The sequence below is a fragment of the Salipiger marinus genome (assembly GCF_900100085.1).
Taxonomy (GTDB): Bacteria; Pseudomonadota; Alphaproteobacteria; order Rhodobacterales; family Rhodobacteraceae; genus Salipiger; species Salipiger marinus.
In genome coordinates, this window is record NZ_FNEJ01000029.1 from 1 (window position 1) to 20,709 (window position 20,709).

General features: G+C 62.9%; 18 protein-coding genes and 5 pseudogenes. 12 read left to right on the forward strand and 11 right to left on the reverse strand.

The window, feature by feature from the left end:
* On the reverse strand, positions 1-786 hold a 786-nt coding region (locus tag BLR51_RS23190; RefSeq protein WP_110506220.1), incomplete at its 3' end, for a MurR/RpiR family transcriptional regulator.
* Between the two features lie 859 nt (positions 787-1,645).
* Between BLR51_RS23190 and BLR51_RS23195 the strand changes: the two are divergent.
* Positions 1,646-2,011, forward strand: a pseudogene (locus BLR51_RS23195) (transposase); the annotation flags it as partial.
* Between the two features lie 182 nt (positions 2,012-2,193).
* Here the strand turns inward: BLR51_RS23195 and BLR51_RS28600 are convergent.
* The 3 genes and pseudogenes from BLR51_RS28600 to BLR51_RS23210 form a co-directional block, all read right to left on the reverse strand.
* Positions 2,194-2,397 (reverse strand): annotated as a pseudogene (locus BLR51_RS28600) (VCBS domain-containing protein); the annotation flags it as partial.
* Between the two features lie 59 nt (positions 2,398-2,456).
* A complete protein-coding gene (iolB, locus tag BLR51_RS23205; protein WP_089851469.1) occupies positions 2,457-3,254 on the reverse strand; it encodes a 5-deoxy-glucuronate isomerase in 798 nt (265 codons plus the stop codon).
* Positions 3,251-5,167, reverse strand: a complete 1,917-nt coding sequence (locus tag BLR51_RS23210; RefSeq protein WP_089851578.1) for a bifunctional 5-dehydro-2-deoxygluconokinase/5-dehydro-2-deoxyphosphogluconate aldolase — start codon at positions 5,165-5,167, stop codon at positions 3,251-3,253. The genes iolB and BLR51_RS23210 overlap by 4 nt, the downstream gene beginning before the upstream one ends.
* Positions 5,168-5,376: 209 nt before the next feature.
* On the opposite strand from BLR51_RS23210, the gene BLR51_RS23215 reads away from it, so the two are divergent.
* The 5 genes from BLR51_RS23215 to tkt all read left to right on the forward strand — a co-directional run bounded on the left by BLR51_RS23215 (position 5,377) and on the right by tkt (position 11,323).
* Entirely contained in the window at positions 5,377-6,198 is an 822-nt protein-coding gene (locus BLR51_RS23215; protein ID WP_242656826.1) for a MurR/RpiR family transcriptional regulator, read from the forward strand.
* Positions 6,199-6,311: 113 nt separating this feature from the next.
* On the forward strand, positions 6,312-7,346 hold the full coding sequence (locus tag BLR51_RS23220; RefSeq protein WP_165616913.1) for a TRAP transporter substrate-binding protein: 1,035 nt from the start codon (positions 6,312-6,314) through the stop codon (positions 7,344-7,346).
* Between the two features lie 71 nt (positions 7,347-7,417).
* Entirely contained in the window at positions 7,418-7,972 is a 555-nt protein-coding gene (locus BLR51_RS23225) for a TRAP transporter small permease (protein ID WP_089851475.1), read from the forward strand.
* On the forward strand, positions 7,969-9,264 hold the full coding sequence (locus tag BLR51_RS23230) for a TRAP transporter large permease (protein WP_089851477.1): 1,296 nt from the start codon (positions 7,969-7,971) through the stop codon (positions 9,262-9,264). Before BLR51_RS23225 ends, BLR51_RS23230 begins: the two co-directional genes overlap by 4 nt.
* Before the next feature lie 52 nt (positions 9,265-9,316).
* Positions 9,317-11,323 (forward strand): transketolase, encoded by a 2,007-nt coding sequence (tkt, locus tag BLR51_RS23235; protein WP_089851479.1) that lies wholly within the window; start codon positions 9,317-9,319, stop codon positions 11,321-11,323.
* 451 nt (positions 11,324-11,774) lie between these two features.
* Here the strand turns inward: tkt and BLR51_RS27240 are convergent, their stop codons facing one another.
* From BLR51_RS27240 to BLR51_RS23255, 4 genes are all read right to left on the reverse strand, one after another.
* On the reverse strand, positions 11,775-11,957 hold the full coding sequence (locus BLR51_RS27240) for a cupin domain-containing protein (RefSeq protein ID WP_207543680.1): 183 nt from the start codon (positions 11,955-11,957) through the stop codon (positions 11,775-11,777).
* Positions 11,958-12,015: 58 nt separating this feature from the next.
* The gene (locus tag BLR51_RS23245; protein WP_089851483.1) at positions 12,016-12,297 is read right to left on the reverse strand and encodes a putative quinol monooxygenase; all 282 of its coding nucleotides are present in this window, start codon (positions 12,295-12,297) and stop codon (positions 12,016-12,018) included.
* Positions 12,298-12,598: 301 nt separating this feature from the next.
* Positions 12,599-13,693 carry an isocitrate/isopropylmalate dehydrogenase family protein gene (locus BLR51_RS23250; protein WP_089851485.1) on the reverse strand — a complete coding sequence of 365 codons (1,095 nt, stop codon included), beginning with the start codon at positions 13,691-13,693 and terminating at the stop codon, positions 12,599-12,601.
* A gap of 16 nt (positions 13,694-13,709) precedes the next feature.
* Entirely contained in the window at positions 13,710-14,381 is a 672-nt protein-coding gene (locus tag BLR51_RS23255) for a GntR family transcriptional regulator (protein WP_089851487.1), read from the reverse strand.
* Between the two features lie 161 nt (positions 14,382-14,542).
* Here BLR51_RS23255 and dctP point away from each other — a divergent pair, with 161 nt between their 5' ends.
* The 5 genes and pseudogenes from dctP to BLR51_RS28305 form a co-directional block, all read left to right on the forward strand.
* Positions 14,543-15,562 (forward strand): TRAP transporter substrate-binding protein DctP, encoded by a 1,020-nt coding sequence (gene dctP, locus BLR51_RS23260; RefSeq protein WP_089851490.1) that lies wholly within the window; start codon positions 14,543-14,545, stop codon positions 15,560-15,562.
* Between the two features lie 61 nt (positions 15,563-15,623).
* A complete protein-coding gene (locus BLR51_RS23265; RefSeq protein ID WP_089851492.1) occupies positions 15,624-16,136 on the forward strand; it encodes a TRAP transporter small permease subunit in 513 nt (170 codons plus the stop codon).
* On the forward strand, positions 16,136-17,443 hold the full coding sequence (locus BLR51_RS23270) for a TRAP transporter large permease (RefSeq protein WP_089851580.1): 1,308 nt from the start codon (positions 16,136-16,138) through the stop codon (positions 17,441-17,443). The genes BLR51_RS23265 and BLR51_RS23270 overlap by 1 nt, the downstream gene beginning before the upstream one ends.
* Before the next feature lie 13 nt (positions 17,444-17,456).
* On the forward strand, positions 17,457-17,579 hold the full coding sequence (locus BLR51_RS28515) for a hypothetical protein (protein WP_269062029.1): 123 nt from the start codon (positions 17,457-17,459) through the stop codon (positions 17,577-17,579).
* Between the two features lie 212 nt (positions 17,580-17,791).
* Positions 17,792-18,147, forward strand: a pseudogene (locus BLR51_RS28305) (IS30 family transposase); the annotation flags it as partial.
* Positions 18,148-18,159: 12 nt separating this feature from the next.
* Here BLR51_RS28305 and BLR51_RS28050 read toward each other — a convergent pair.
* The 3 genes and pseudogenes from BLR51_RS28050 to BLR51_RS23290 form a co-directional block, all read right to left on the reverse strand.
* A pseudogene (locus BLR51_RS28050) lies at positions 18,160-18,417 on the reverse strand (transposase); the annotation flags it as partial.
* Positions 18,418-18,871: 454 nt separating this feature from the next.
* On the reverse strand, positions 18,872-19,699 hold the full coding sequence (locus tag BLR51_RS23285) for a hypothetical protein (protein ID WP_131821871.1): 828 nt from the start codon (positions 19,697-19,699) through the stop codon (positions 18,872-18,874).
* 52 nt (positions 19,700-19,751) lie between these two features.
* Positions 19,752-19,972, reverse strand: a pseudogene (locus tag BLR51_RS23290) (transposase); the annotation flags it as partial.
* A 158-nt stretch (positions 19,973-20,130) separates the two neighbouring features.
* Here BLR51_RS23290 and BLR51_RS23295 point away from each other — a divergent pair.
* Positions 20,131-20,679: a MarR family winged helix-turn-helix transcriptional regulator gene (locus BLR51_RS23295; protein ID WP_089851498.1), complete on the forward strand. Its 549-nt coding sequence runs from the start codon at positions 20,131-20,133 to the stop codon at positions 20,677-20,679.
* The last annotated feature ends 30 nt before the right edge of the window (positions 20,680-20,709 follow it).

A 20,709-nucleotide genomic window follows, 5' to 3' on the forward strand; every position in this document is an offset into this window, starting at 1 on the left:
GGTGGCGTCCCAGTCGCGTTCGGCCATGGACACCAGCATGGCCTCGATGAGCGCGAAAGCCGGTATATAGCTGTCCCAGACCGTGCCGGAATGGATCGGAACCGAGATCAGTTCGGTCGCACCTTTGGCGGCTGGGCTGATCCACTTGTCGGTGATCACGATGGTCTGGGCCTTGCGCTCCCGAGCCTGTGCCGAGAGCCTCGCGAGGTTGGCCTGGTAGCGGCGGAAGTCGATGATCAGTAGGACGTCGCGTGACCGCATCCGGAGCAGGTATTCGGGCCAGAGTTCGGGGTCCGACGGCACGTGCGACACGTCCGCCCGGATCTGGCGCAGGTGCCGCACGAAGAATTCAGCGATCGTGTCGCTCATCCTGCCGCCGATCATGAAGATGCGCCGCTTGGAGTCCGTCATCAGGTCGCACAGCCGATTGAACTGGCTGGTGGTCACCTGCTCGATCATTTCCTTGTTCAGCGCCTCGATGCTTCGCAGATAGGAGGCGAGCGGCGCGCTGTCGTCGATCTGAAGGTCCTTACGCAGGTGGATTGGGGATTGCTGCCCCTCCTTCAGTTCCTGCACCAGCCGTTGCTGGAACTCTTGGAAACCGGCACATCCCAGCTTGGACACGAACCGCGAGATCGACGGAGCCGAGATGTGCGCCCGCTTCGACAGCTCTTGGATCGGCTCCAGCCCCGCAAAGGGATAGTCGGCGAGCAGCACGGACTTAAGCTGGCGTTCGGCCGGCGTGAACTGGTCCGACATGTCTTCCAGCTTCTGGCGGATCTGCATCAGGTTCCCTCGGCGCCTACGACATCATGCAAGACTAGAGGTAGTGAAAACGCGGTGTCAAACGCAAAAAATCGCGCTTGGGTGATGAAATGCTTTCGCCTCGGACATGCAGCACTTCAGCCGCTACTCGGGTGCCGACTCGGCGCGCAACTGCGTGAGGAAATGCAGATGGAGCTCACGCGAACCCGAGCTGACTTCGCTCTTTGTGCCCCCTGCCAGCACGAGGATGTCCCTCTCGGACAGGATCTGCGGCTGAGTGAAGGCGATATCCACAGCTCGGCGCCCCGAAGAGGTCCGTTTCCACGCCGCCAACGCCTTCGTCGCCGGGTTCATAGGCAGCTTGAACAACGTGGGCCGAACGGTGCGCGCCGGGGACAGAAATCGTCTTGGGCCCTAAATCCCGGTGAAACCATCCGACTTTAGAAAGCCCCGCGTTCATTCACGGAGACTTTCTTCTCGGCTCGCTCATCGATCTCGATCTATTCGCCCAACTCGGAGACGCTTTCACTTCTCAAGCGCATCACGAAAGCCGATGGCATGGCAGTCGGGTCTCGTGACAAAGGGCGCGATGAGGCCGTCAATGATGCCGCCGAGTGGGTAATCCCGCTCGGTATCCTGGTACCTGTCATTTCTCGCCCCTCGCTGCCATGTGCGATCCTGGGGCTTACGAATGGCAGGTGGTCGAGCGAGTCCATGGCGATGACACAGCGACTTACCTCGTCGGATCCTGTGATTACGCGCTGGCCGAGATCGGCGCTGCGTCCACTTTGAACGGTAACCCGTCCCACGTCTCGACGGAGATCCTGATTTCCTACAAGCCGACAACAGCAGAAGGGGGAAGACCTCGGCCGGCGTACGGTACCGGGACATGATGTATGCCGATACCGCGGCCGACATCGAGACACGGCGCAAGGCATTTCTACGGAAATGGCGCCTCAAGTGCCGTGCTGTCGCAGACAGCCTGAAGGAAGCGGGAGACCGGCTCTTCACCTTCACCCGCCTTGACCCGTCGCAATGGAAATCCGCCCGGACCACGAATGCCATCGAGCGGCTGAACGAGGAATTCCGACGCCGCATCAGGACCCAGACCGTGCTGCCATGCGCCGAGACCGTGCCGATGCTCCTCTGGGCGCTGTTGGCCTCCGGACAGATCCAGATGCGGAAGGTTGACGGATGGGAAACCCTGTCCCAGGCCCTCGAGCCGATGCCTCTTGACCTCGCCGCCGGAGTAACCGAACGTTCACATGCCCGGAGTACGCCGCAAGGGAATTTCCACAGCATTCGCGACACGACTGCCGGGTCATCGACACCGTCCTGGTCGATCAGGAGGCAGTATATGCGCCGCGGCGAGGCAACGACTGTCTGCACTGCGGCCTGGCTATTGTCGGCGCTGTAGCTCCAGAACCCGTCGGTGCCGAGCGTAAAGCTGTGATAGCTGCCGGCAGTGCCGCTCTGTGCGACAAATTCCGCCTCGCCGCTGTCCACATCGCTGACCGTCAGCGTGCCACTGACCGTGAGCGCCCCATCCCCGACTGCCTGCGCGAAGGTCTGCGATGATGCCATGCGCAGTGCGACTGACCAACTCGGCTCGCCAGGGAGCTCGAGGCACATAGGGAGTTACACCACTTCCCGGGACATCACCTGTCCTTCCTGTGAGGCGGGCGTGGTTGCTAACCTTGAGCGGCGATCCAGTCGTGATCGGGATGGTTCCGGAACCGCCACTTCCGATGAGGCCCAGCCATGACATTGAGGTAATAAAGCTCGTAGCCATGCGGTGCGCCACAGGGATGGTGCCCCCGGGGCACAAGCACCACGTCGTGATCCGAAAAACTCATCGTCTCGTCGAGACTGCCATCCTCGGTAAAGACTCGCTGGTGCCCGTATCCCTGAGCAGGATTGAGGCGGTGATAGTAGCTTTCCTCGAGCAGCGTCATGCGCGGAAAGTCATCCTCGTCGTGGCGGTGCGGCGGATAGGACGACCAGTTTCCGGCAGGGGTGAAGACCTCGGTGACCAGCAGGCTGTCTGCCACATCGTTGTCTTCCATCGCGATGTTGTGGACATGGCGCAGATTCGATCCGCTGCCCCGGCTGACCCGGTCCGGCACGTCCAGCAGGCGGGGCCCATGCCCGCCATGGCCCGGCGCGGTGCAGACCGCAAGCGTGCAGTCGGTGGTCGCGGTCGCCTCCCAGCCACTGCCGCCGGGCACATAGACGGCGGCGGGCGGCGTTTTTTCAAAGACCGACAGCCGCTCGCCCAACTCTCCAAAGTCCGTGCCGCCGCCGCTGATCCGCGCCCGGCCTTCGACAAGCACCAGAATGGCCTCGCGGTCGTCGGTGGCTTCCGCCGCCGTCTGCCCCGCCGCAAGCCGGTAAAGCCCGAAGCCCACATAGGTCCAGCCCGCACTGGCCGGGGTGATGTCATGCACCTTGCCCGACGGTCCCGTCGGTTTCCGAAGCAGCAGGCTCATCCGGTCATCTCCATCTGGTGTGCCGTCCGGGCCCTGTCCCAGACCCCGCACAGGGTTGCATACCGCTCGGCCATCCTTTCGATGGCCTCCGCGTCTCCGATGCTGCCGTCAAACCAGTCCCGCGCCGCCTCGCCGAAGATGCTGCGCCCCACGGCAAAGCCCTTGACCAGCGGATGCCGCGCCGCATCGCGGAAGGACCGGTCCAGCCGGTCAAGCGGCGCGTCCAGCCCCAGCACCACGATGCCGCGCACATGCGGATCGTGGCGAGTGATCTCGGCGCAGACCTCCGTCCAGCCCGCCTCCCCCAGAGAGGGTTCCAGCTTCCACCAGTCGGGATAGATGCCGATCTCGTAGAAGCGGCGGATCAGCCGTGCCGTGCTGTCGGCATCGACCGGCCCCACCTTGGAGGGAATGATCTCCAGCAGCGTCTCCAGACGGTTTCGCCGGGCGGCAGAAAAAAGCCGCTGGATGGCCTGTTCCTGTGCCAGCCGCATGTCCTCAGGGTCATCCGGATGGCAGAAACACAGCAGCTTCACCACCTGCGGCTGCGGCCATTCTGCCAGCCCACCCCCGGCTTCGCCCACCTCATCCTCGAAGGTCAGCGGGCGGGATCCGGGAAATTCCACTGGCCGTCCGATCCAGAGCCCGCGATCGGCTGCGGCATGCAGCGCCCCCGCTCCCAGCCTGCCGTCGCACAGGATGCCATAGCCCGGCTGTCCGGCGGCGACCCGTTCCGCCGCCGCAAGGCACAGCAGCTTGAAGGCGGCAATCCGGTCCGGGGTGGCGCCGGGCATCTCCTCCATCTGCTTGCGGTGATCGAAGGCAAAGACCCGCAGGCTGTCATGTTGGCGGTGACGGGTGGTTGACCAGTGCAGCTGCTCCAGCGCGGCATCCTTCCGCAGCGCGGGGCTGCGGATACCCTCTGTCAGAAAGGTCTGAAGTTCGGTCCAGCTGGGATAGGCGGGGGCGCAGCCATGACGGCTGACCGCGAAGGCGCCGCAGGCATTGGCATAGCTCAGCGAGCGCGGCCATGGCTCGCCATCAAGCCAGCCCTTCAGCAGGCCCGCCATGAACCCGTCTCCGGCCCCCAATACGTTGAACACCTCGACCGCGAAGCCCGGCCCGCTTTCGCCGTCGTCAAGGCTTTCGGGGATTGCCGCCGTAAAGGCGGCAGCCCCCATGGGCCCGCGTTTGCACACCAGCACCGCCCCGGTCAGTTCCCGGACCGCGCGCAGCGCCGCGATGGTGTCGGTGCTGCCCCCCGCGATGTGAAACTCTTCCTCCGTCCCGACGATCAGGTCGAAAAGCGGCAGCGTGGCCTGCAGTTGCGCTGTCACGCCGGCGGATTCGATATAGCGGGAGTCCCCGGCGCCATGTCCCGCCAGCCCCCACAGATTGGGACGGTAATCGATGTCGAGCGCGGTCCTCGCGCCGCTGGCGCGCGCCAGATGCAGCGCCTTGAGCACCGCAGCCTCGGTAAGGGGATGGCTCAGATGCGTGCCGGTCGCGGTCACGCAGCGGGCACGCGCGATGAAGGCGGGGGCGATATCCGCTTCGCACAGCGCCATATCCGCGCAGTTTTCGCGGTAAAAGATCAGGGGAAACCTGTCCCGGTCGCGGATGCCAAGCAGTACCAGCGCCGTCAGCCGCTCCGGATCGGTGACGATCCCGGAAACATCGACGCCTTGGGCAGACAACTCCTCGCGGATGAACCGGCCCATATGCTCGTCCCCGACCCGCGTGATCAGAGCCGACCTTAGCCCAAGCCGCGCGGCCCCCGCCGCGATATTGGTCGGAGAGCCCCCGATGTATTTTTCGAAGCTCCGCATGTCTTCAAGCCGTCCCCCGATCTGGGCGCCATATAGGTCCACCGAAGCCCGCCCGATGGTGATCACGTCCAGTTCCTGCGCCATGCCGTCCTTTTCCCTCCCCTGCCGGAGCGTCGCACGGAAATCCGCAGCCCCCAGCTTCGTCAGGCCAAAATGGAACATAAATTCCACCGCCTTGCAATACAGTATTTTTGTTCCAGATAGCGGCATGTTTCGTTTATGCTCGGGATGAATTATTCATTCTACCCTGATGGTTCCTGCCAACTGCCGAGGAGCGGCCCCCCGTGACCGACATGACCCCCCCTGCTTCCGTAGAGGAACTGGATCTTCGCATCGCCGAACGGCAGAAAGACCTACCCAAACGGCTGCAGGACTGCGCCTCCTTCACGCTGCGTCGTGGCGAGGATATCGCCTTTCTCACCGTCGCACAGGCGGCGGAGGAGGCGCGCGTGCCCGCCTCCGCCTTCATCCGCTTCTGCAAGGCGCTGGGATTTTCCGGCTATAGCGACCTGCAGAAGCTGTTCCGGGTGCAGGCCACCGGCCGACGCCCCACCTATCGCCACCGGGTGGATCATCTGCGGCGCTCCGGAACCGGCACCCCGCACGCGCTGCTGCAAGATTTTGCCGCCGCCGCAGGCGCCTCGGTCGACCGGCTGGCCGAACGGCTGGACCCGCAGCGGCTGGATGCCGCCGTGGCGCTTCTTGCGGATGCGGACTGCGTGCATGTGGTGGGGTTCCGCCGCGCCTTTTCCGTGGCCAGCTACATCGCCTATGTGCTGGGCCAGTTCGAGATGCGCGTGGTCCTGCATGACCGCGTCGGCGCCATCGAGACCATGCGGCGTTTCCGGCCGGGCGACGTGGTTTTGGTGATCTCTTATGAACCTTACAGCACCGAAGCGGTCGCCCTTGCCCGGGCAGCGGCAGAGCAGCGCGTACCCGTCGTGGCGCTGACCGACACCGCGCTCAGCCCGCTGGTAGGACAGGCCGATGTCTCGCTCGAGGTCGTCGAGGAAGAGGTTGGCGCCTTCCGGTCGATCTCTGCCACCTTCTGTCTTGCCTCCGTCCTGTGCGTCGCCATTGGCGCCCGGCACGAGCGGTCAATTCTAGTGAAATGAAAAAACCAGATTGACCATTAATGGAACATCTGATCCATTCCCATCCGAGGAAGGCGCCACCACGACTCGGCGCGACAGGGCCAGGAGGGCCCTCACATCAGGGAGGATGGACGATGTTGAAACCCGCAATGATTGCCGCCATGGCCATGGTTGCCACGCCCGCGCTGGCGCAGGACCACGTCATGCGTATTGCAAGCGGCACCCCTGCCGATCCGATGGCGCTGCCCGCCTCGGCCTCGCTCGCGATCTTCGAGCAGAAGGTCGAGCTTTATACGGATGGCAAGGTCGACGTGCAGATCTTCCCCGACGGCCAGCTTGGCGACCAACTGTCCGGCCTGCAGCAGGTCAAGTCCGGCGAAGTGCAGGGCAGCGAACTGGCCATGGGGGTGATGGGCAACCTTTACCCCAAGATCACCTTCACCGATCTGCCCTATATTATGCCCGACATGGCGGTGGCCCAGAAGCTTTACACCCGTTCCAATCCGCTGATGAAGGAAATCCTGACCGAACTCGAAGACACGACCGGGGTCGGCATCCTGTTCTTCACGCCGCAGGCCTACCGGCAGATCTCCACCTCTGAAAAGCAGATCAAGACCGCCGCCGATCTGCCGGGGGTGAAGATGCGCACCATGCAGGTCCGCCCGCATATCGAGATGTTCAATGCCGCAGGCGCGCAGGCAACGCCGGTGCCATGGCTTGAGGTCTACACCTCGCTGCAGACCGGCGTGGTTGACGGGCAGGAAAATCCGCTGGCCACCATCCGGTCGTCGAACTTCCACGAGGTCCAGAAATACATCACCCTCAGCCAGCATGTGCATCTGGTCGGTGCCGTCACCTACAATGTCGAATGGTTCGAAGGCCTTCCCGAAGACATCCAGACCGCCATCATGAAGGCGGGCGAGGAGGCTTCGGTTGGTGCCATGGCCCTTGCCCCGCTCAAGGACATCATCGATGCGCAGTGGCTCACCGAGCAGGGCGTCGAAATCTACACTCCGACGGCGGAAGAAATCGTAGGCTTCAAGACGGCGCTGCAGCCAGCGGCCTTTGCATGGTTTGAAGAGAACGTCGATGGTGGCGCCGAGGTTCTGGAAAAGGTTCAGGCGGAAATCGACCGCATCCAGAGTGACTTCAACGGTCTCGTCTACTGACGGGACCCAGCGCGGGCCACAGGCCCGCGCGACATCCCCCCTCCGTCCCGACCGACCCGGAAGACACCCCCATGCCCCCAAGTCCCCTGCCGCGATCCCCGGTCGAGCACGTGCTCGACCTGCTTGACCGCCTTGCACGCGGCGTGCTTTCCCTGATGATCCTTGGCATCTTCGGCATTCTGCTTGCGCAGGTGCTGATGCGCTACGTCTTTTCCGCCCCGCTCTACTGGGCGGAGGAACTGGCGAAATATCTGATGGTCTATGTCACCAGCATCGGGGCGGCGGTGGCCTACCGCCATTACGGGCATCCCCGGCTGATGATCGTGCTGGGGCAGCTCGGGCCACGAGCGGCGCTCTGGTATGATCTTGTCCTGCGGATCCCCGTCGCGGTGTTCTTCGTCTATTTCGCCCATACCGGCTGGACCTATGCCTGGGCCAATGAATGGATGACCACCCCGGGCCTGAACGTCTCGTTCTTCTGGCCATTCCTCGCGATCCCGGTCGGGGCGGGGCTGGTGCTGGCCTATCTCGCGTTTGATACGCTCAATATCCTGATCTACCGGCGCAGTTGGCTGATGGAACCGGAACCGGGCGATCCGGCCGAGACGGTGGAGATGCTGACATGACCCCTGCCTTCTCGTTCATGCTGGCCGCCTTCGGTCTGCTGGCCATTCTCGGCGTGCCGCTGTCCTTCACCACCGGCATCGCGGCGCTGCTCTATTTCCTGATCTCGGACCAGTCGCTGCGCACCATCGCGCACCAGTTCTTCACCTCGATCGACAGTTTCGTGCTGCTCGCCGTGCCGCTTTTCGTCATGGCGGGTCATGTGATGGCCGAATGCCGCATCACCGACAACATCGTGAACCTCGCCAACCTGCTTGTGGGCCGGATGCGCGGCGGGCTGGCGCAGGTGAACGTGGTGGCCTCCATGATGTTCGGCGGCTGCTCGGGCTCGGCGCTGGCCGATGTCGCGGGACTGGGATCCGTGCTGATCCCCGCCATGAAAAAGAACGGCTACTCCGAAAGCTTCTCTGCCGCGGTCACGGTGGCCTCATCGGTGCAGGGGCCGATCCTGCCGCCCTCCATCCCCATGGTGATCTTCGCCTCGGTGGCGCAGGTGTCCACCGGGGCGCTGCTGGTAGGCGGTGCCGTGCCCGGCATCCTGCTTGGCCTCGCCCAGATGTTTGTGGTCTGGATCATCGCCCGCAAACGCGGCTACCGCTCTTCTGCCGGGCGCTATGCCACGCGCGAAATTGTGGCAATTTGCCGCTCTGCCATCCCGGCCCTGCTCATGCCAGTCATCCTGATGGGCGGCATACTCAGCGGGATCTTCACTCCGACCGAAGCCGCCTCCGTCGCAGTGGGCTATGCGCTGCTTTTGGGCTTTCTGCTCTATCGGAACCTGTCCCTGTCTGCGCTTGTGAGGATTGGCGCACGTGTCGCCCGGGACAGCGCCGCAATCTTCTTCCTCATCGGGACAGCCGGTATTTTCGGCTGGATCCTTGCCGTCGCCCAGCTTCCACAGGAAGCAGCGGAATGGATCCGCGGCGCTTCGGTGGACCCGCTGATGATCCTGCTGCTGATTAACGTGCTTCTTCTGGTCTGGGGCATGTTCATGGATGCAGCCCCCGCGCTGCTCATCCTAGGTCCGGTGCTGACCCCCATCGCCACCGCGGCAGGTGTCGATCCCGTTCATTTCGGGGTGATCATGGTCTTCAATCTGATGATCGGGCTGATGACGCCCCCCTATGGGTTGTGCCTGTTCGCCTCGACCGCGATCACCTCCAAGGAAACCGGTATCGGCGCCATCTCGCGCGAGGTGCTGCCCTTTCTTGCCATCAGCATCGCGGTGCTGATGCTTATCACCCTTGTGCCTGAACTGGTGCTTTTCCTTCCGCGGATGGCCGGGCTCATCTAGCGCCCCGCGCGGCCTGTCCCCTGCGGCACACCTCCCCACATGGAGACCTGTCATGACCATTTCCCAAGCGCGGCCTACCCCCTCAGAGCCCACCCTGCACCACATGGCCCATGCCCTGCGCTTCCTCACCGTGGATGCCGTGGAAGTGGCGCAGTCCGGCCATCCCGGGATGCCCATGGGCATGGCCGACGTGGCCACCGTCCTGTTCGATCGGGTGATGAAATATGATGCCGGTCATCCGGAATGGCCCGACCGTGACCGGTTCGTGCTGTCCGTCGGCCATGGCTCAATGCTGCTCTACGGCCTGCTCTGGCTTACCGGCACGCCGGATCTGTCGCTGCAGGACTTGAAGGATTTCCGAAAGCTTGGCGCCAAGACCGCAGGCCATCCCGAAGCGGAAATGCTGCGCGGCGTCGAGGCGACCACCGGTCCGCTGGGTCAGGGGATCGCCAATGCCGTCGGCATGGCGCTGGCCGAGCGGATGCTGAACGCGCAGTTCGGCGACGATCTGGTCGATCATCATACTTTTGTCATGGCGGGCGATGGCTGCCTGATGGAAGGCATCAGTCAGGAAGCGGTTACGCTCGCCGCGCATCTGGGCCTTGGCAAGCTTGTCCTGCTCTTTGACGACAACGCAGTGACCATCGACGGCACCACGCAGCATGCAACTTCGGAAGACCAGCCGCGCAGGTTCGAGGCGGCAGGCTGGCATGTGCAGTCAGTGGACGGGCACGACATGGACGCCATCGAGGCCGCGCTGCTGGCGGCCAAAGCCGATGACCGGCCCTCCATGATCGCCTGCCGCACGGTGATCGGCCGGGGCTCGGCCGCAAAACAGGGCAAGCCCGCTGCACATTTCGGTGCGATCGGTGCCGAGGACCGCAAGGCGATGCAGACCATGCTCGACTGGCCCTATGGCGCCTTCGAAATACCCGGCTCGGTGCTGGACGCATGGCGCGCCGCCGGGGCACGCGGCGCGGACGCCCGCCGCGACTGGGAGGCCAGACTAGCCTCTGCCCCCGGCCGGCAGGGGTTCGAGCGCCAGATCTCCGGCACCGCGCCCGCCGAGGCTGCGGCGATCCTTGCGGATCTGCGCGCCGCGGCGGTCGGCACGGATCCCGTCGCTACCCGCATGTCGACCTCGCGCGTGCTCAACGCGCTGTTCGGGGTCATGCCGGAACTGGTCGGAGGATCGGCAGATCTGGCCGGATCGACCCAGACATGGCCTGAACAGGCCACCCCCCTGACCAAGGGCGACTGGAGCGGACGCTACATTCCCTTCGGCGTGCGCGAACATGGCATGGCGGCGGTCATGAACGGCATCGCGCTGCACGGGGGGTTCATTCCCTATGGCGGAACCTTCCTCTGTTTCGTCGATTACGCCCGCCCTGCGGTGCGGCTTGCCGCTATGATGCAGCAGCGTGCCATCTTCGTGATGACCCATGACTGCATCACCGTGGGCGAGGACGGCCCGACCCATCAGCCGGTCGAACATCTGGCTGGGCTGCGCGCCACGCCAAACCTCAATGTCTTCCGGCCCGGGGACATGGTCGAGGCGCTGGAATGCTGGGAACTGGCCCTTGCCAGCGCCCATGCCCCAAGCGTGATGTGCCTGTCGCGCAACCCTCTGCCGGTGCTGCGCACCGACGCAGGGGAAAACCGCGCGGCCCGGGGCGGCTATGTGCTAGCCGAAGCGTCAGGACCGCGCCGCGCGACCCTGCTGGCCACCGGATCTGAACTGCATCTGGCGGCAGAAGCGCGCGCCCTGCTCGAAGCGCAGGGCGTACCGACCGCCGTGGTCTCCATGCCGTGCTGGCGCCTGTTCGATCAACAGGACGGCGACTGGAAAGATCAGGTGCTGGGTCCGCGCGAGGCCGTGCATCTTGCGGTGGAGGCGCTGTCGCCTCTGGGCTGGGAGCGCTATGTCGGGCGCGATGGCCTTATCCTTGGCATCGACAGCTTCGGCGCCTCGGGCCCCGCCGCCGATGTCACTCGGCATTTCGGCATGACAGCGGAGCGGATCGCGGAAATGGTGATGGCCGAACTCGCCCGCTGCTGAACCGGTCTCATGCTCTGATTGCTGGTGGGGCTCGCAACCTCAAAGGTGCGGCGCTGCATGACAGGGCCGCCTGGGGGAGGGCGACCGCCGCATCAGGGCATTGGATCCGGCTCTGGCGGCATAGACCTCTGTGTGTTGGCTCGGCCGCCGAAAGGCGGCGCTGGTCCTGCCCTGCCTCAAGACGGCTATGACAAGCGCAGTTCCTATAGTTCAAGCGACAACGGGAGCGTCGCCGGCCGTGGGTTTGGAGGCCACCCGAGAAGAGTGTTCGACAGCGGCTCCACCCTTCTCCACTGCCAATTGTCTCGCCCGGCTCGAAGGCAAGGGCAAGAGGTCTGGATCGGTCTACGGCTATGCTGAGCTCGTGGCCGACCCGTAGATCGTCAATAATGGCATCTTCCTCGAATAAGATCTCCCGACGGAGGGCTGCGCCCAGGACAGCCGCCCGACATCAAAGCAGGTCACCTTTGCCGAGCACCTCGCCCGCATCAAAAGCCGCGCCGTTCCGGATGAAGGTCTCGTTGGTGTCGTGGTTGTGCATCATCGGGCCGCAGCCCGGTTTTGCATGGCAGTACCCAAGGATGAAACCTTCGGAAATCTTGATCGCCGCATTCTTGGCGGCGTTGTCGTCCACAGGGACACCCTGCGCAGCAAAGGCGCGCGGCGGTGGTAAGCGCTTCCGGCTACACAGCCTAAAGCAACTTGTAGTTCTTGACCGTCTTTTGCGCGACGAGGTCGGCGACCGCGCGATCGAAGGCCTTGAAATGCACAGTCTCGACGTGCTGCCCGAAGGCGGCTTCGTCCGTGTAGAGTTCGTAGAGGAACACGCGGTTGCCGTCTTCCGACAGGCAGATGTCGAACCTATGGCATCCGGGTTCATCCGCCAGAGAAAGGCGGGCGTTTTCCAGCATGAGAGGCAGAAAGGCCTCCATCTGGCCGGCATGGGGCTCGAAGATCACGGTGACGACATACATGGGCGTTCCTTTCAGACGGCGTCGAAAAACGGGGATGGCCCCGTCGTAGGGCGGCGATCCCCGGACCGAAGCCCGGGATATGCCTTTGATAAACTGCCAGTCGGGGCCCAAGAAAACCTGCGCATCCGATGATGCTGGCCGCAACCCGCCATGGCCACGCCATCCGCCCCTTGAGGAATGGGGCCAGGTCATCCGCTCCGGCCTCGCGCTCCACAGGCAGCCCCTCTCAAACAGGAGGCCCGACGGGATCGCCTGCGCCGGTTAAATTCTCCGGGAAAAGGCTGGTCTCGGGGGCCATGGCTCAGCGCAGAAGGTCCAGCAGTTCCTTGGTGACCGCGACCGTGCCCATGTCGCCGCCGAACTCCATCGGGCGCAGGCGGTTCGCCTCAAAGCCATCCTGAACCGCGGCCTCGACCCGCTCTGCCGCCGCTGCCCAGCGGTCGTCGCCGGTGCGTTCCGCGAGATAGTCGAGCATCAGCGCCCCCGAGAGCACAGCCGCCAGCGGGTTTGCCTTGTCCTGCCCCATGATGTCGGGCGCAGAGCCATGGGCGGGCTGGAACAGGCCGACCTGATCGCCGATCTCGGCGCAGGCCGCCATGCCCATCCCGCCGACAAGACCGCCGCCAAGGTCCGACAGAATGTCCCCGAACATGTTCTCCATCACCATGACGTCGAATTCCCACGGCTTGCGGATCAGGTCCAACGCCTGCGCGTCGACGTAGTTGTGCGTGGCCTCGACACCCGGATAGTCCGGCGAAACCTCGTCGAAGATCTTGCGGAAAAAGGCCATGGAATTGAAGACGTTGGCCTTGTCGACACAGGTGAGCTTGCCGGGGCGGCCACGGGCCTTGCGCTTCTCGGCGAGGCGGAAGCCGAAGTGGAACAGCTTTTCGGTCGTCGACCGGGTGATGCGCAATGTGTCACGGACCTCGTCATCGTTGGCAATGTTCGGACGCCCGTGCGTGGCGGCGGAGAAGAACAGGCCCTCGGTCGACTCGCGAAGGATTACCATGTCGATCCCGGCGGCGCGCGGGTCGGCCAGCCGCTGCGGCGCGTTGGGATAGGCCTTCACCGGGCGCACACCGGCGTAAAGCCCATACCGGTCGCGCAGGCGCAGGTGCGGGGCAATCTCGGTACCGTCCTCGTGGCGCACCGAAGGCAGCCCGATGGCACCAAGGAAGATCGCGTCGAACTCGCCGGCGCGGGCTTCTCCGCCGGGCTCAATGTCGCGCCCGGTTTCCTTGAAGTACCCCGCGCCCGCGTTGATCTCCTTGTAGGTCAGGGCGGGCAGCCCCGACTTGGCCACCGCGGCATCGACGATCGCAACCGCCGCGTTTGCAACGTCCACACCGATCCCGTCGCCCCGGATAAGGGCGATGCTCAGCTTCTCTGACATGATAGTTCCTTCCGGCCTAAAGCTGGCCCAGCTTGTATTTTTCAAGGATGGCCAGCAGTTCTTCGGCGGACCTTGTGCGGTGCTGCTTGAACAGGCGCCGCACGGAGTCGCCGTCGCCTGCCCGCAGGTAATTCAGGATTTCGCGGTGCTCCTGAGTGGAGCGGTGGGGCGGGCCGCGCATCCGCATCGTCACGACCCGCGCCCGATGGGCCTGATCGTAAAGAGCGCGGACGAAGTCCTTCAGGCGCCGGTTCCCCTGCAAATCGAGCAGGATCTGGTGAAAGCGGTCGTCGGCCTCGGCCCAGGTGTCGAGGTCCTCGCTTTCCAGCGCGGCTTCCATATCGGCGGTGGCCTGCTCCAGCGGCGCAAGCTCCTGATCGCTGGGCCGGGTTTCCGCGTAGCGGGCGGCGGCATCGGGCTCCAGCGAGGTCAGGATCTGGTAGATCTCGCGCATATCCTCGGCGCGGATCGGCAGGACCCGCACGCCCCGGCGCGGGATCAGTTCGACCAGTCCTTCGGCCTCGAGCCGGATCAGGGCCTCGCGCACCGGAGTCCGGCTCATACCGAGCCGCAGCGCGATTTCAGGCTCTGGCGCCTGAAAGCCGGGCGGCATCCGGTTGGTCCGGATCTCCCCCTTCAGGCGCTCGTAAGCGGCCTCGACACGGGTTGATTTGGCAGCCTCTGCCATGCGGTGTGGTCCCTCTCGTTTCGGCAACATTCGCACCTCACGCGGGCGTCGTCAAATAAATTAATGCATACATTGACGAATGCGGTATAAAATGCCTAGGGTCGGGACGTGTTGAGGAGACGGCACAGAAATTACCCGCCAGCGGGTGAGAGGAGGAAAAGATGAAACGGATGATCCTGACGGCGACGGCCCTGTCGCTAGCTGCCGCGGCGGCCAATGCGGAAACGGTTCTTAAAATCCAGTCGTCGGCGCAAAGTGGCGCCTATGAATACAGCTACCTTGAGGACGAATGGGGCAAACGCCTTGCGGCCATGACGGGCGGCGAAGTGACCGTTGAGTTCTTCCCGATCAACGCTATCGTCGACCGCAACGAGACCCCCGAGGCGGTCATGGCCGGCGTGCTCAGCGGCGACCTGAATTCCGTGGCGTATTTCACCGGTCGCAACCCGGCCTTCGCGATCATGGGCGACCTCATCGCCGGCTACGATTCGCCCGAGCAGGTGCAGACCTTCTGCCGCCACGGCGGTGGTCGCGACGCGCTTCAGGAGCTTTGGGAATCGGTCCTGCCGGGCGCCATGCACGTTGTCGGCTGCGGTGCCGTGTCCAAGGAGGCGCTGGTGTCCAAGGTGGAAATCCGGGGCGTCGACGACCTTCAGGGCGTGAAGATCCGCTCCCCCTCCGGCCTTGCCGCGACAGTGTTCCAGAAGGCGGGCGCCGCGCCGGTCTCGATGTCGATCAGCGATGTCTTCACCTCGCTGGAAAAGGGCGTGATCGACGCCGCCGATGCCTCTGCGTACATCAACAACTCGACCAGCGGTTTCCATCAGGTGGCGACCTACCCGCTGTATCCTGGCATCCACTCTATGGCGATGCGCCAGTTCGTCATCAATCAGGGCGTCTGGGACGGGCTGACCGAAGATCAGCAGCTGGCCGTCGAGACGTGGTTCTACGCCGCCTACGACGACCTGCGCCGCCAGCTCGACCTGAAGGACAAGCAGCAGGTTCAGGAAGACCGGGCCTCCGGCGAGGTCACCGTGGTCGACTGGAGCCAGGAAGAGCGTGACAAGTTCCGCGTGCTCGCCGCCGAGGCCTGGGAAGAGACCGCGGAGAAATCGCCCGAAGCGCGCAAGGCTCTCGATGCGCACTACGCCTTCATGAAGCAGATCGGACTGTTGCAATAAGGCGCGGATCGGGAGGGGGGCCGCCACAGCGCTGCCCCCTCTCGTCCCAAGGGAGGGGCAGATGCAGGCATATGTTGAAATCATGGGGAAGATCTCTGTCTTCCTCGGCAAGGTCTGCGGGGTGTTCTACCTCGCGGCCATCGGGCTGTCGCTGTACGAGGTGGGCATGCGCTATCTGCTTGGCGCGCCGACCTCGTGGACGTCAGAGACCATCATGGTGCTGGTGGCGACCGCATGGATGCTTTGCGTCGGCGCCGTCACCCAGCAGCGCCGCCACATCACCGTCACCACCATGGAGATTCTGGTGGGCGAGGCCCTCTGGAACCGCATGAAGAAGGTGGCGATCGTGCTGTCGATGATCGGCGTGGCCGGGCTTCTCTTCATGATCTGGGGGCCGATGGTGAAGGTGCTCAAGGCGCCTCAGACCACGGGCAGTGCCTTCGATCCCTATGCGCCCACCTATGTGAAGACGATGCTCGTCGGCTCGGTCGCGCTCTACTTTCTTCAACTGCTCGCGAACCTGATGACGCCAGCGGCTAAACGGCCGGCCCCGTCTGGCATGGGAGTCGAATGATGGGCATTGAACTGATCACGCTCTGCATCGTCTCGGCGCTCTTCAGCCTGATGGCGATCGGCGTGCCGCTGGGCGCCTCGACGCTGCTGATTTCCGTGGCCACGGCCTACATTGCCTTCGGTTCGAACGGCTTCATCCTCGTCACCTCCGCCGTGACAAAGGTGATGGACAAGCAGACCCTCGTGGCGGTGCCGTTCTTCGTGTTCATGGCCAACATCATGGAACGATCAGGAGTGGCGAAAGAGCTGTTCAACTCGATGGCCATTCTGGGCGGGCGGATGCGCGGCGGCGTGGCGGTGCAAACCTGTCTCGTGGCCGTGGTGCTGGCCGCCATGTCCGGCATCGTCGGCGGCGAGATCGTGCTTCTGGGCCTCATTGCCCTGCCGCAGATGTTCCGGCTGGGCTACGACCGCAAGCTGTCGATCGGTGTGCTCTGCGCGTCGGGCTCGCTGGCCACGCTCATCCCGCCCAGCGTGGTGCTGATCGTCTACGGCGCCGAAGCGGGCGTGTCCGTGCGTGACCTGTTTACCGCCGGCGTCGGGCCCGGCATCCTGCTGGCCTCGCTTTATATCGCGTACGTGCTGTTCCGCGTGAAGATGAACCCCGCGGTCGGCCCGGCCTATGACGCACCCGAGGCCCAACTGCCCTTCCTCGATCGGATTTCCTACCTGAAGGGCTTGGTCCTGCCCTTCCTGCTGATTTTCGGCGTACTCGGGTCCATCTACGGCGGCATCGCCACCGTCACCGAATCCGCCGCCATCGGCGCGGTCGGCTCGCTCATCGTGGCGGCAGCCCGGCGCGAACTCACCACGAAGGGCGTGCGCGAGGCGCTCTGGGCCACCACGCTCACCACCGGCTCGATCCTTTGGCTGATCATCGGCGCCGTCAGTCTCGTGGGGATCTACAACCTGCTGGGCGGCACCCGCTTTCTCAGCGGCATTCTCACCGGGCTCGACATGGCCCCGATCATGGTCATCATCGTGATGATGCTGATCATCTTCTTCCTCGGGACTTTCCTCGAGTGGATCGCCATCGTCTTCATCACCGTGCCGGTCTTTGCGCCCGTGGTGGTGCAGCTTGGGTATGACCCGGTCTGGTTCGGCATCCTCTTTGCCATGAACATCCAGATCTACATGCTCTCGCCCCCCTTCGGACCGGCCTGTTTCTACCTCAAGAGCGTGGCCCCCAAGGACGTGACGCTGCAGGAGATCTTCCTCGCCGTGCTGCCTTTCATCGGGCTTCAGATCGTCGGCCTGGCCCTTGTCATGGCCTTCCCGCAGATCGCACTCTGGCTGCCGGGACGCTAGAAAGGACACCATCATGGACACGAATGACGAAGAGCACGAGGTTTACGAGTTCGGCTGGTGGCCCGAGATCGTGGGGGCGGTTGCCGTGATCGTTCTGATCTGGGCGCTGATCACTTTCGCACGCGGCGCGATCTAGGTATCCCTTCGGCGGCAGCCGTCTGGCCGAGACTGAGGCATCAATCGTAGATCATGCCCGAGGGTCAGGATTTATAACCAGTAGATGCCGAGGGCGGCGACGGCGAACCAGTCACAAGAAGGCCGTCGTCGCCCTGGTGCGCGAACTCGCAGTGATGATGCACGGGATCTGGGTTAACGGTAGCGTCTTCAAGGAGTCGGAGGCACAGCGGAAAAGACAGCGACAGCGTCGTCAGCGCATTGATCGCCCGGGTGCAGCACTTGCCTCGGGGGGTGATGGCGTCGCTGACCTGGGACCGGGGAACCGAGCTCGCCTATCATCGCAAGTTCACCGTCGCCACGGATGTCAGCGTCTACTTCTGTGATCCGAAAGTCCTTGGCAGCGCGGTAGCAACGAAAACACCAACGGTCTGCTGCGCCAGTACTTCCCGAATGGCACGGACTTATCTGTCTACACTCAACATGACCTTGATCAGGCCGCCCTCCGCCTCAACACAAGGCCGCGGAAAACGCTTAGTTTCCAGACGCCGGCTGATACCTTCCAACGAGCTGTTGCGCTGACCGGTTGAACCCACCGCCGCTTTCTTCAGGATGTCACGCTCCGGGCGAAGACGTGCGACCTCTTTCTTCAGTGCTGCAATCTCGGCCAGGTCGGCTCGCATCTGCCCGTTCCCGGGAAAGGCTGCGGTTGGCGCCGCCGTTAACTCCCGCATCCAGCGCCGCAGCACGCTCTCCGCCAGATCAAGATCACGCGCGGCCTGAGCCACCGCTACGCCCCGGTCCGTCACCAGCCTTACGGCCTCGACATTAAACTCACGGCTGAACTTCCGTCTCGTCATATCCACTCTCCAGTTCCTTGGTCACGATCTTATCTTCGTGTCCACGAAACCGGCAGCAGGCCAGGCTTTAAATTGCATGGCAGAGAGGTGGTCCTCCGAACCAAGACGTCGATGCCGTCAGCCGCCTCTTTCCAGCCGATCCCCCTGGAGCACTAGGCTCGAAGGAAATCGGCTGTCATTATTTGTTTTCGCGTCTCGGATACCTCTCGGCTGCCATAAAGTGGGCTTGCGTACGCAGTCTCCGGGACTGGCTCGGAGAACACATTGATAAGCCCATAACAGACTACGATGTACGCCCGCGTGTCTAGCTCAAGGTGGGCTTCGATCGAGTGGTCGACGTGAAGACCGTATGCACCTCATGCCGAAGGAAACTCTCGACTGATTTGACGGAGGTCTCGGACTACGTCTCGAAATTCGACAAGCCGCGAAATGACGTGAACGATGTAGCTGCGGATTAGTATGCCACCTCATCAAAAGCATCTTGAATCATGCCGTAAGGAATGCCCCAGACTTTATAGTCGTTACTTTCTGCAGAATTTTGTGCAGAAATCACTGCCTTCTCGAAGTCTTCCATATCCATGCCAGGTACGTATAAGGATTTCAATTCCTCGATTGTCCAGAGATCCTCGCAGTCGACAATTGTAACGCTAGGGTCTTGCCAAGCATCGCTATCGATGAAATTTTCGAATTCCGCCTCGAGTTCATCGGCAGCTTCTTCAGCCTCATCGTTCATTACACGTACATATTCTCCTTTGCTCTCGTCGTAGAAAAACAAACTATTACAGTTAATTTTCTTACAAAGCGGCAGAACGTGTTTTGCGAATGCTTCCACGCACGGCACATCCACGACAAACGCCACTCCAGGCGCAGACGCCGTGATCGTGTTCTGGAACTGAAGGATTGGGGAGGCCTGATATGCCTCAAATGCATCTGGAGACGCAAAGAATTCGATGCGAGGCAGGCTTTTTTTCTCATCGACGTTAAGAGTCACCAACGCCTCGAATTCGCTCGATTCAATGAGCTTCTTCGCAGGTACGTTGACTACAGGAGAGTAATGGACCATCTGTTTTCCTTTCTTGGCCGTTGAATTCCGAAGTGACCAAGCAAGCGAAAAGGATGTGACGAGAGTGACAGCACCCACGCAACAGCTTTCAAGCTTTTTCAGCCATATCGGTCGCTGCTGAGCACAGCGAAAATCAAACAGCCGCAGAAAACAAGACGCGGCAAACAGATATGCTTGCATATCGTCAAACAATATATCAGCAACATCTCTTAGTTCCAAGAGTTTTTTCTACGTCACATCGAAAAAACTTAGTCTCCAGGCTCATTGATCGTCAAAGCCAAAAGATGACAGTCGCGGCGAGAGCGATGGCGGAGAGGAAGGTTTGTGCGACCTGTCGTAGCGGGTTGCGACGCGGCGCCAGCCCTTCAATCTGCCGAACATGATCTCGATCCGGTTGCGGCGGCGATAGCGGCGCCTGTCGTAGAGGACGGTCTCGGCGCGCGACTTCCGGCTCGGGATGCAGGGGCGTATCCCTTTGTCCTTCAACCTGTCTAACCGCATGGGTCCACGATGTGAATCCTCGACACTCAGTGTTATGCAGCAACGCCGCATCGGGGACTCACAAACTTACCAACGCTCAGGGGAACGTTGCATTCGGTACGAAACGGGTTACACTCTCAACTAAATTGTTTTCTATCTAGGAGCAACTGGTGACCGCCAGCAGCGACATCGACGGCATCGGCAGCCACGACGACGACATCCGATACCTTTTTTCCTATAATTTGCAGCGTCTTGCGGGGCTCTCGTCACGCATTGCCCTGCTCGGCCTGAAGCCGGATTTCGACCTAAATACCCATGATTGGCGCGCCATGGCGGTGCTGGATTTCTTGGGCGTGGCGCCGCTGCATACATTGGCGAAGCGGGCCGGCGTGCAAAAAAGCCAGATGAGCCGCACCGTCTCGGCGCTGGAAGAGCGCGGCTTCATCGGGCGCGAGACGAACCCCGAGGACAAGCGCAGCGTGAACCTGCGGCTGACCCACGCCGGGCAGAAGCTTGTCCGCGACGTGCTGGCCGCCTCGCGCGAGCGCAACCGCCACATGCTGGCGGAGTTGACGCAGGAGGAACGCTGCGAGCTGATGCGCCTGATGGAAAAGGTGTCCCGCGGCTCGCTCGCCTACCTGCGCGCGCTGAAAGGCGAGACCGCGCCGCCGCGCCGTCCTCCGCCCCCCGCCACAATCTTCGAGACCGAGATTCTCTGATCCCTGTCCTTGGGGACCGATTTTTTACCG

What these genes read in the sequence shown, in the direction of transcription:
- BLR51_RS23245 (WP_089851483.1), bottom strand. Translation starts at nt 12,297, where the DNA reads ATGTATGTCGTCACCGTGATCTTCGAGCCCCATGCCGGCCAGATGGAG.
- BLR51_RS23225 (WP_089851475.1), top strand. Translation starts at nt 7,418, where the DNA reads ATGCCCCCAAGTCCCCTGCCGCGATCCCCGGTCGAGCACGTGCTCGAC.
- BLR51_RS23220 (WP_165616913.1), top strand. Translation starts at nt 6,312, where the DNA reads ATGTTGAAACCCGCAATGATTGCCGCCATGGCCATGGTTGCCACGCCC.
- BLR51_RS23250 (WP_089851485.1), bottom strand. Translation starts at nt 13,693, where the DNA reads ATGTCAGAGAAGCTGAGCATCGCCCTTATCCGGGGCGACGGGATCGGT.
- BLR51_RS23215 (WP_242656826.1), top strand. Translation starts at nt 5,377, where the DNA reads ATGACCCCCCCTGCTTCCGTAGAGGAACTGGATCTTCGCATCGCCGAA.
- dctP (WP_089851490.1), top strand. Translation starts at nt 14,543, where the DNA reads ATGAAACGGATGATCCTGACGGCGACGGCCCTGTCGCTAGCTGCCGCG.
- BLR51_RS23230 (WP_089851477.1), top strand. Translation starts at nt 7,969, where the DNA reads ATGACCCCTGCCTTCTCGTTCATGCTGGCCGCCTTCGGTCTGCTGGCC.
- tkt (WP_089851479.1), top strand. Translation starts at nt 9,317, where the DNA reads ATGACCATTTCCCAAGCGCGGCCTACCCCCTCAGAGCCCACCCTGCAC.
- iolB (WP_089851469.1), bottom strand. Translation starts at nt 3,254, where the DNA reads ATGAGCCTGCTGCTTCGGAAACCGACGGGACCGTCGGGCAAGGTGCAT.
- BLR51_RS23265 (WP_089851492.1), top strand. Translation starts at nt 15,624, where the DNA reads ATGCAGGCATATGTTGAAATCATGGGGAAGATCTCTGTCTTCCTCGGC.
- BLR51_RS23210 (WP_089851578.1), bottom strand. Translation starts at nt 5,167, where the DNA reads ATGGCGCAGGAACTGGACGTGATCACCATCGGGCGGGCTTCGGTGGAC.
- BLR51_RS28515 (WP_269062029.1), top strand. Translation starts at nt 17,457, where the DNA reads ATGGACACGAATGACGAAGAGCACGAGGTTTACGAGTTCGGCTGGTGG.
- BLR51_RS23270 (WP_089851580.1), top strand. Translation starts at nt 16,136, where the DNA reads ATGGGCATTGAACTGATCACGCTCTGCATCGTCTCGGCGCTCTTCAGC.
- BLR51_RS23255 (WP_089851487.1), bottom strand. Translation starts at nt 14,381, where the DNA reads ATGGCAGAGGCTGCCAAATCAACCCGTGTCGAGGCCGCTTACGAGCGC.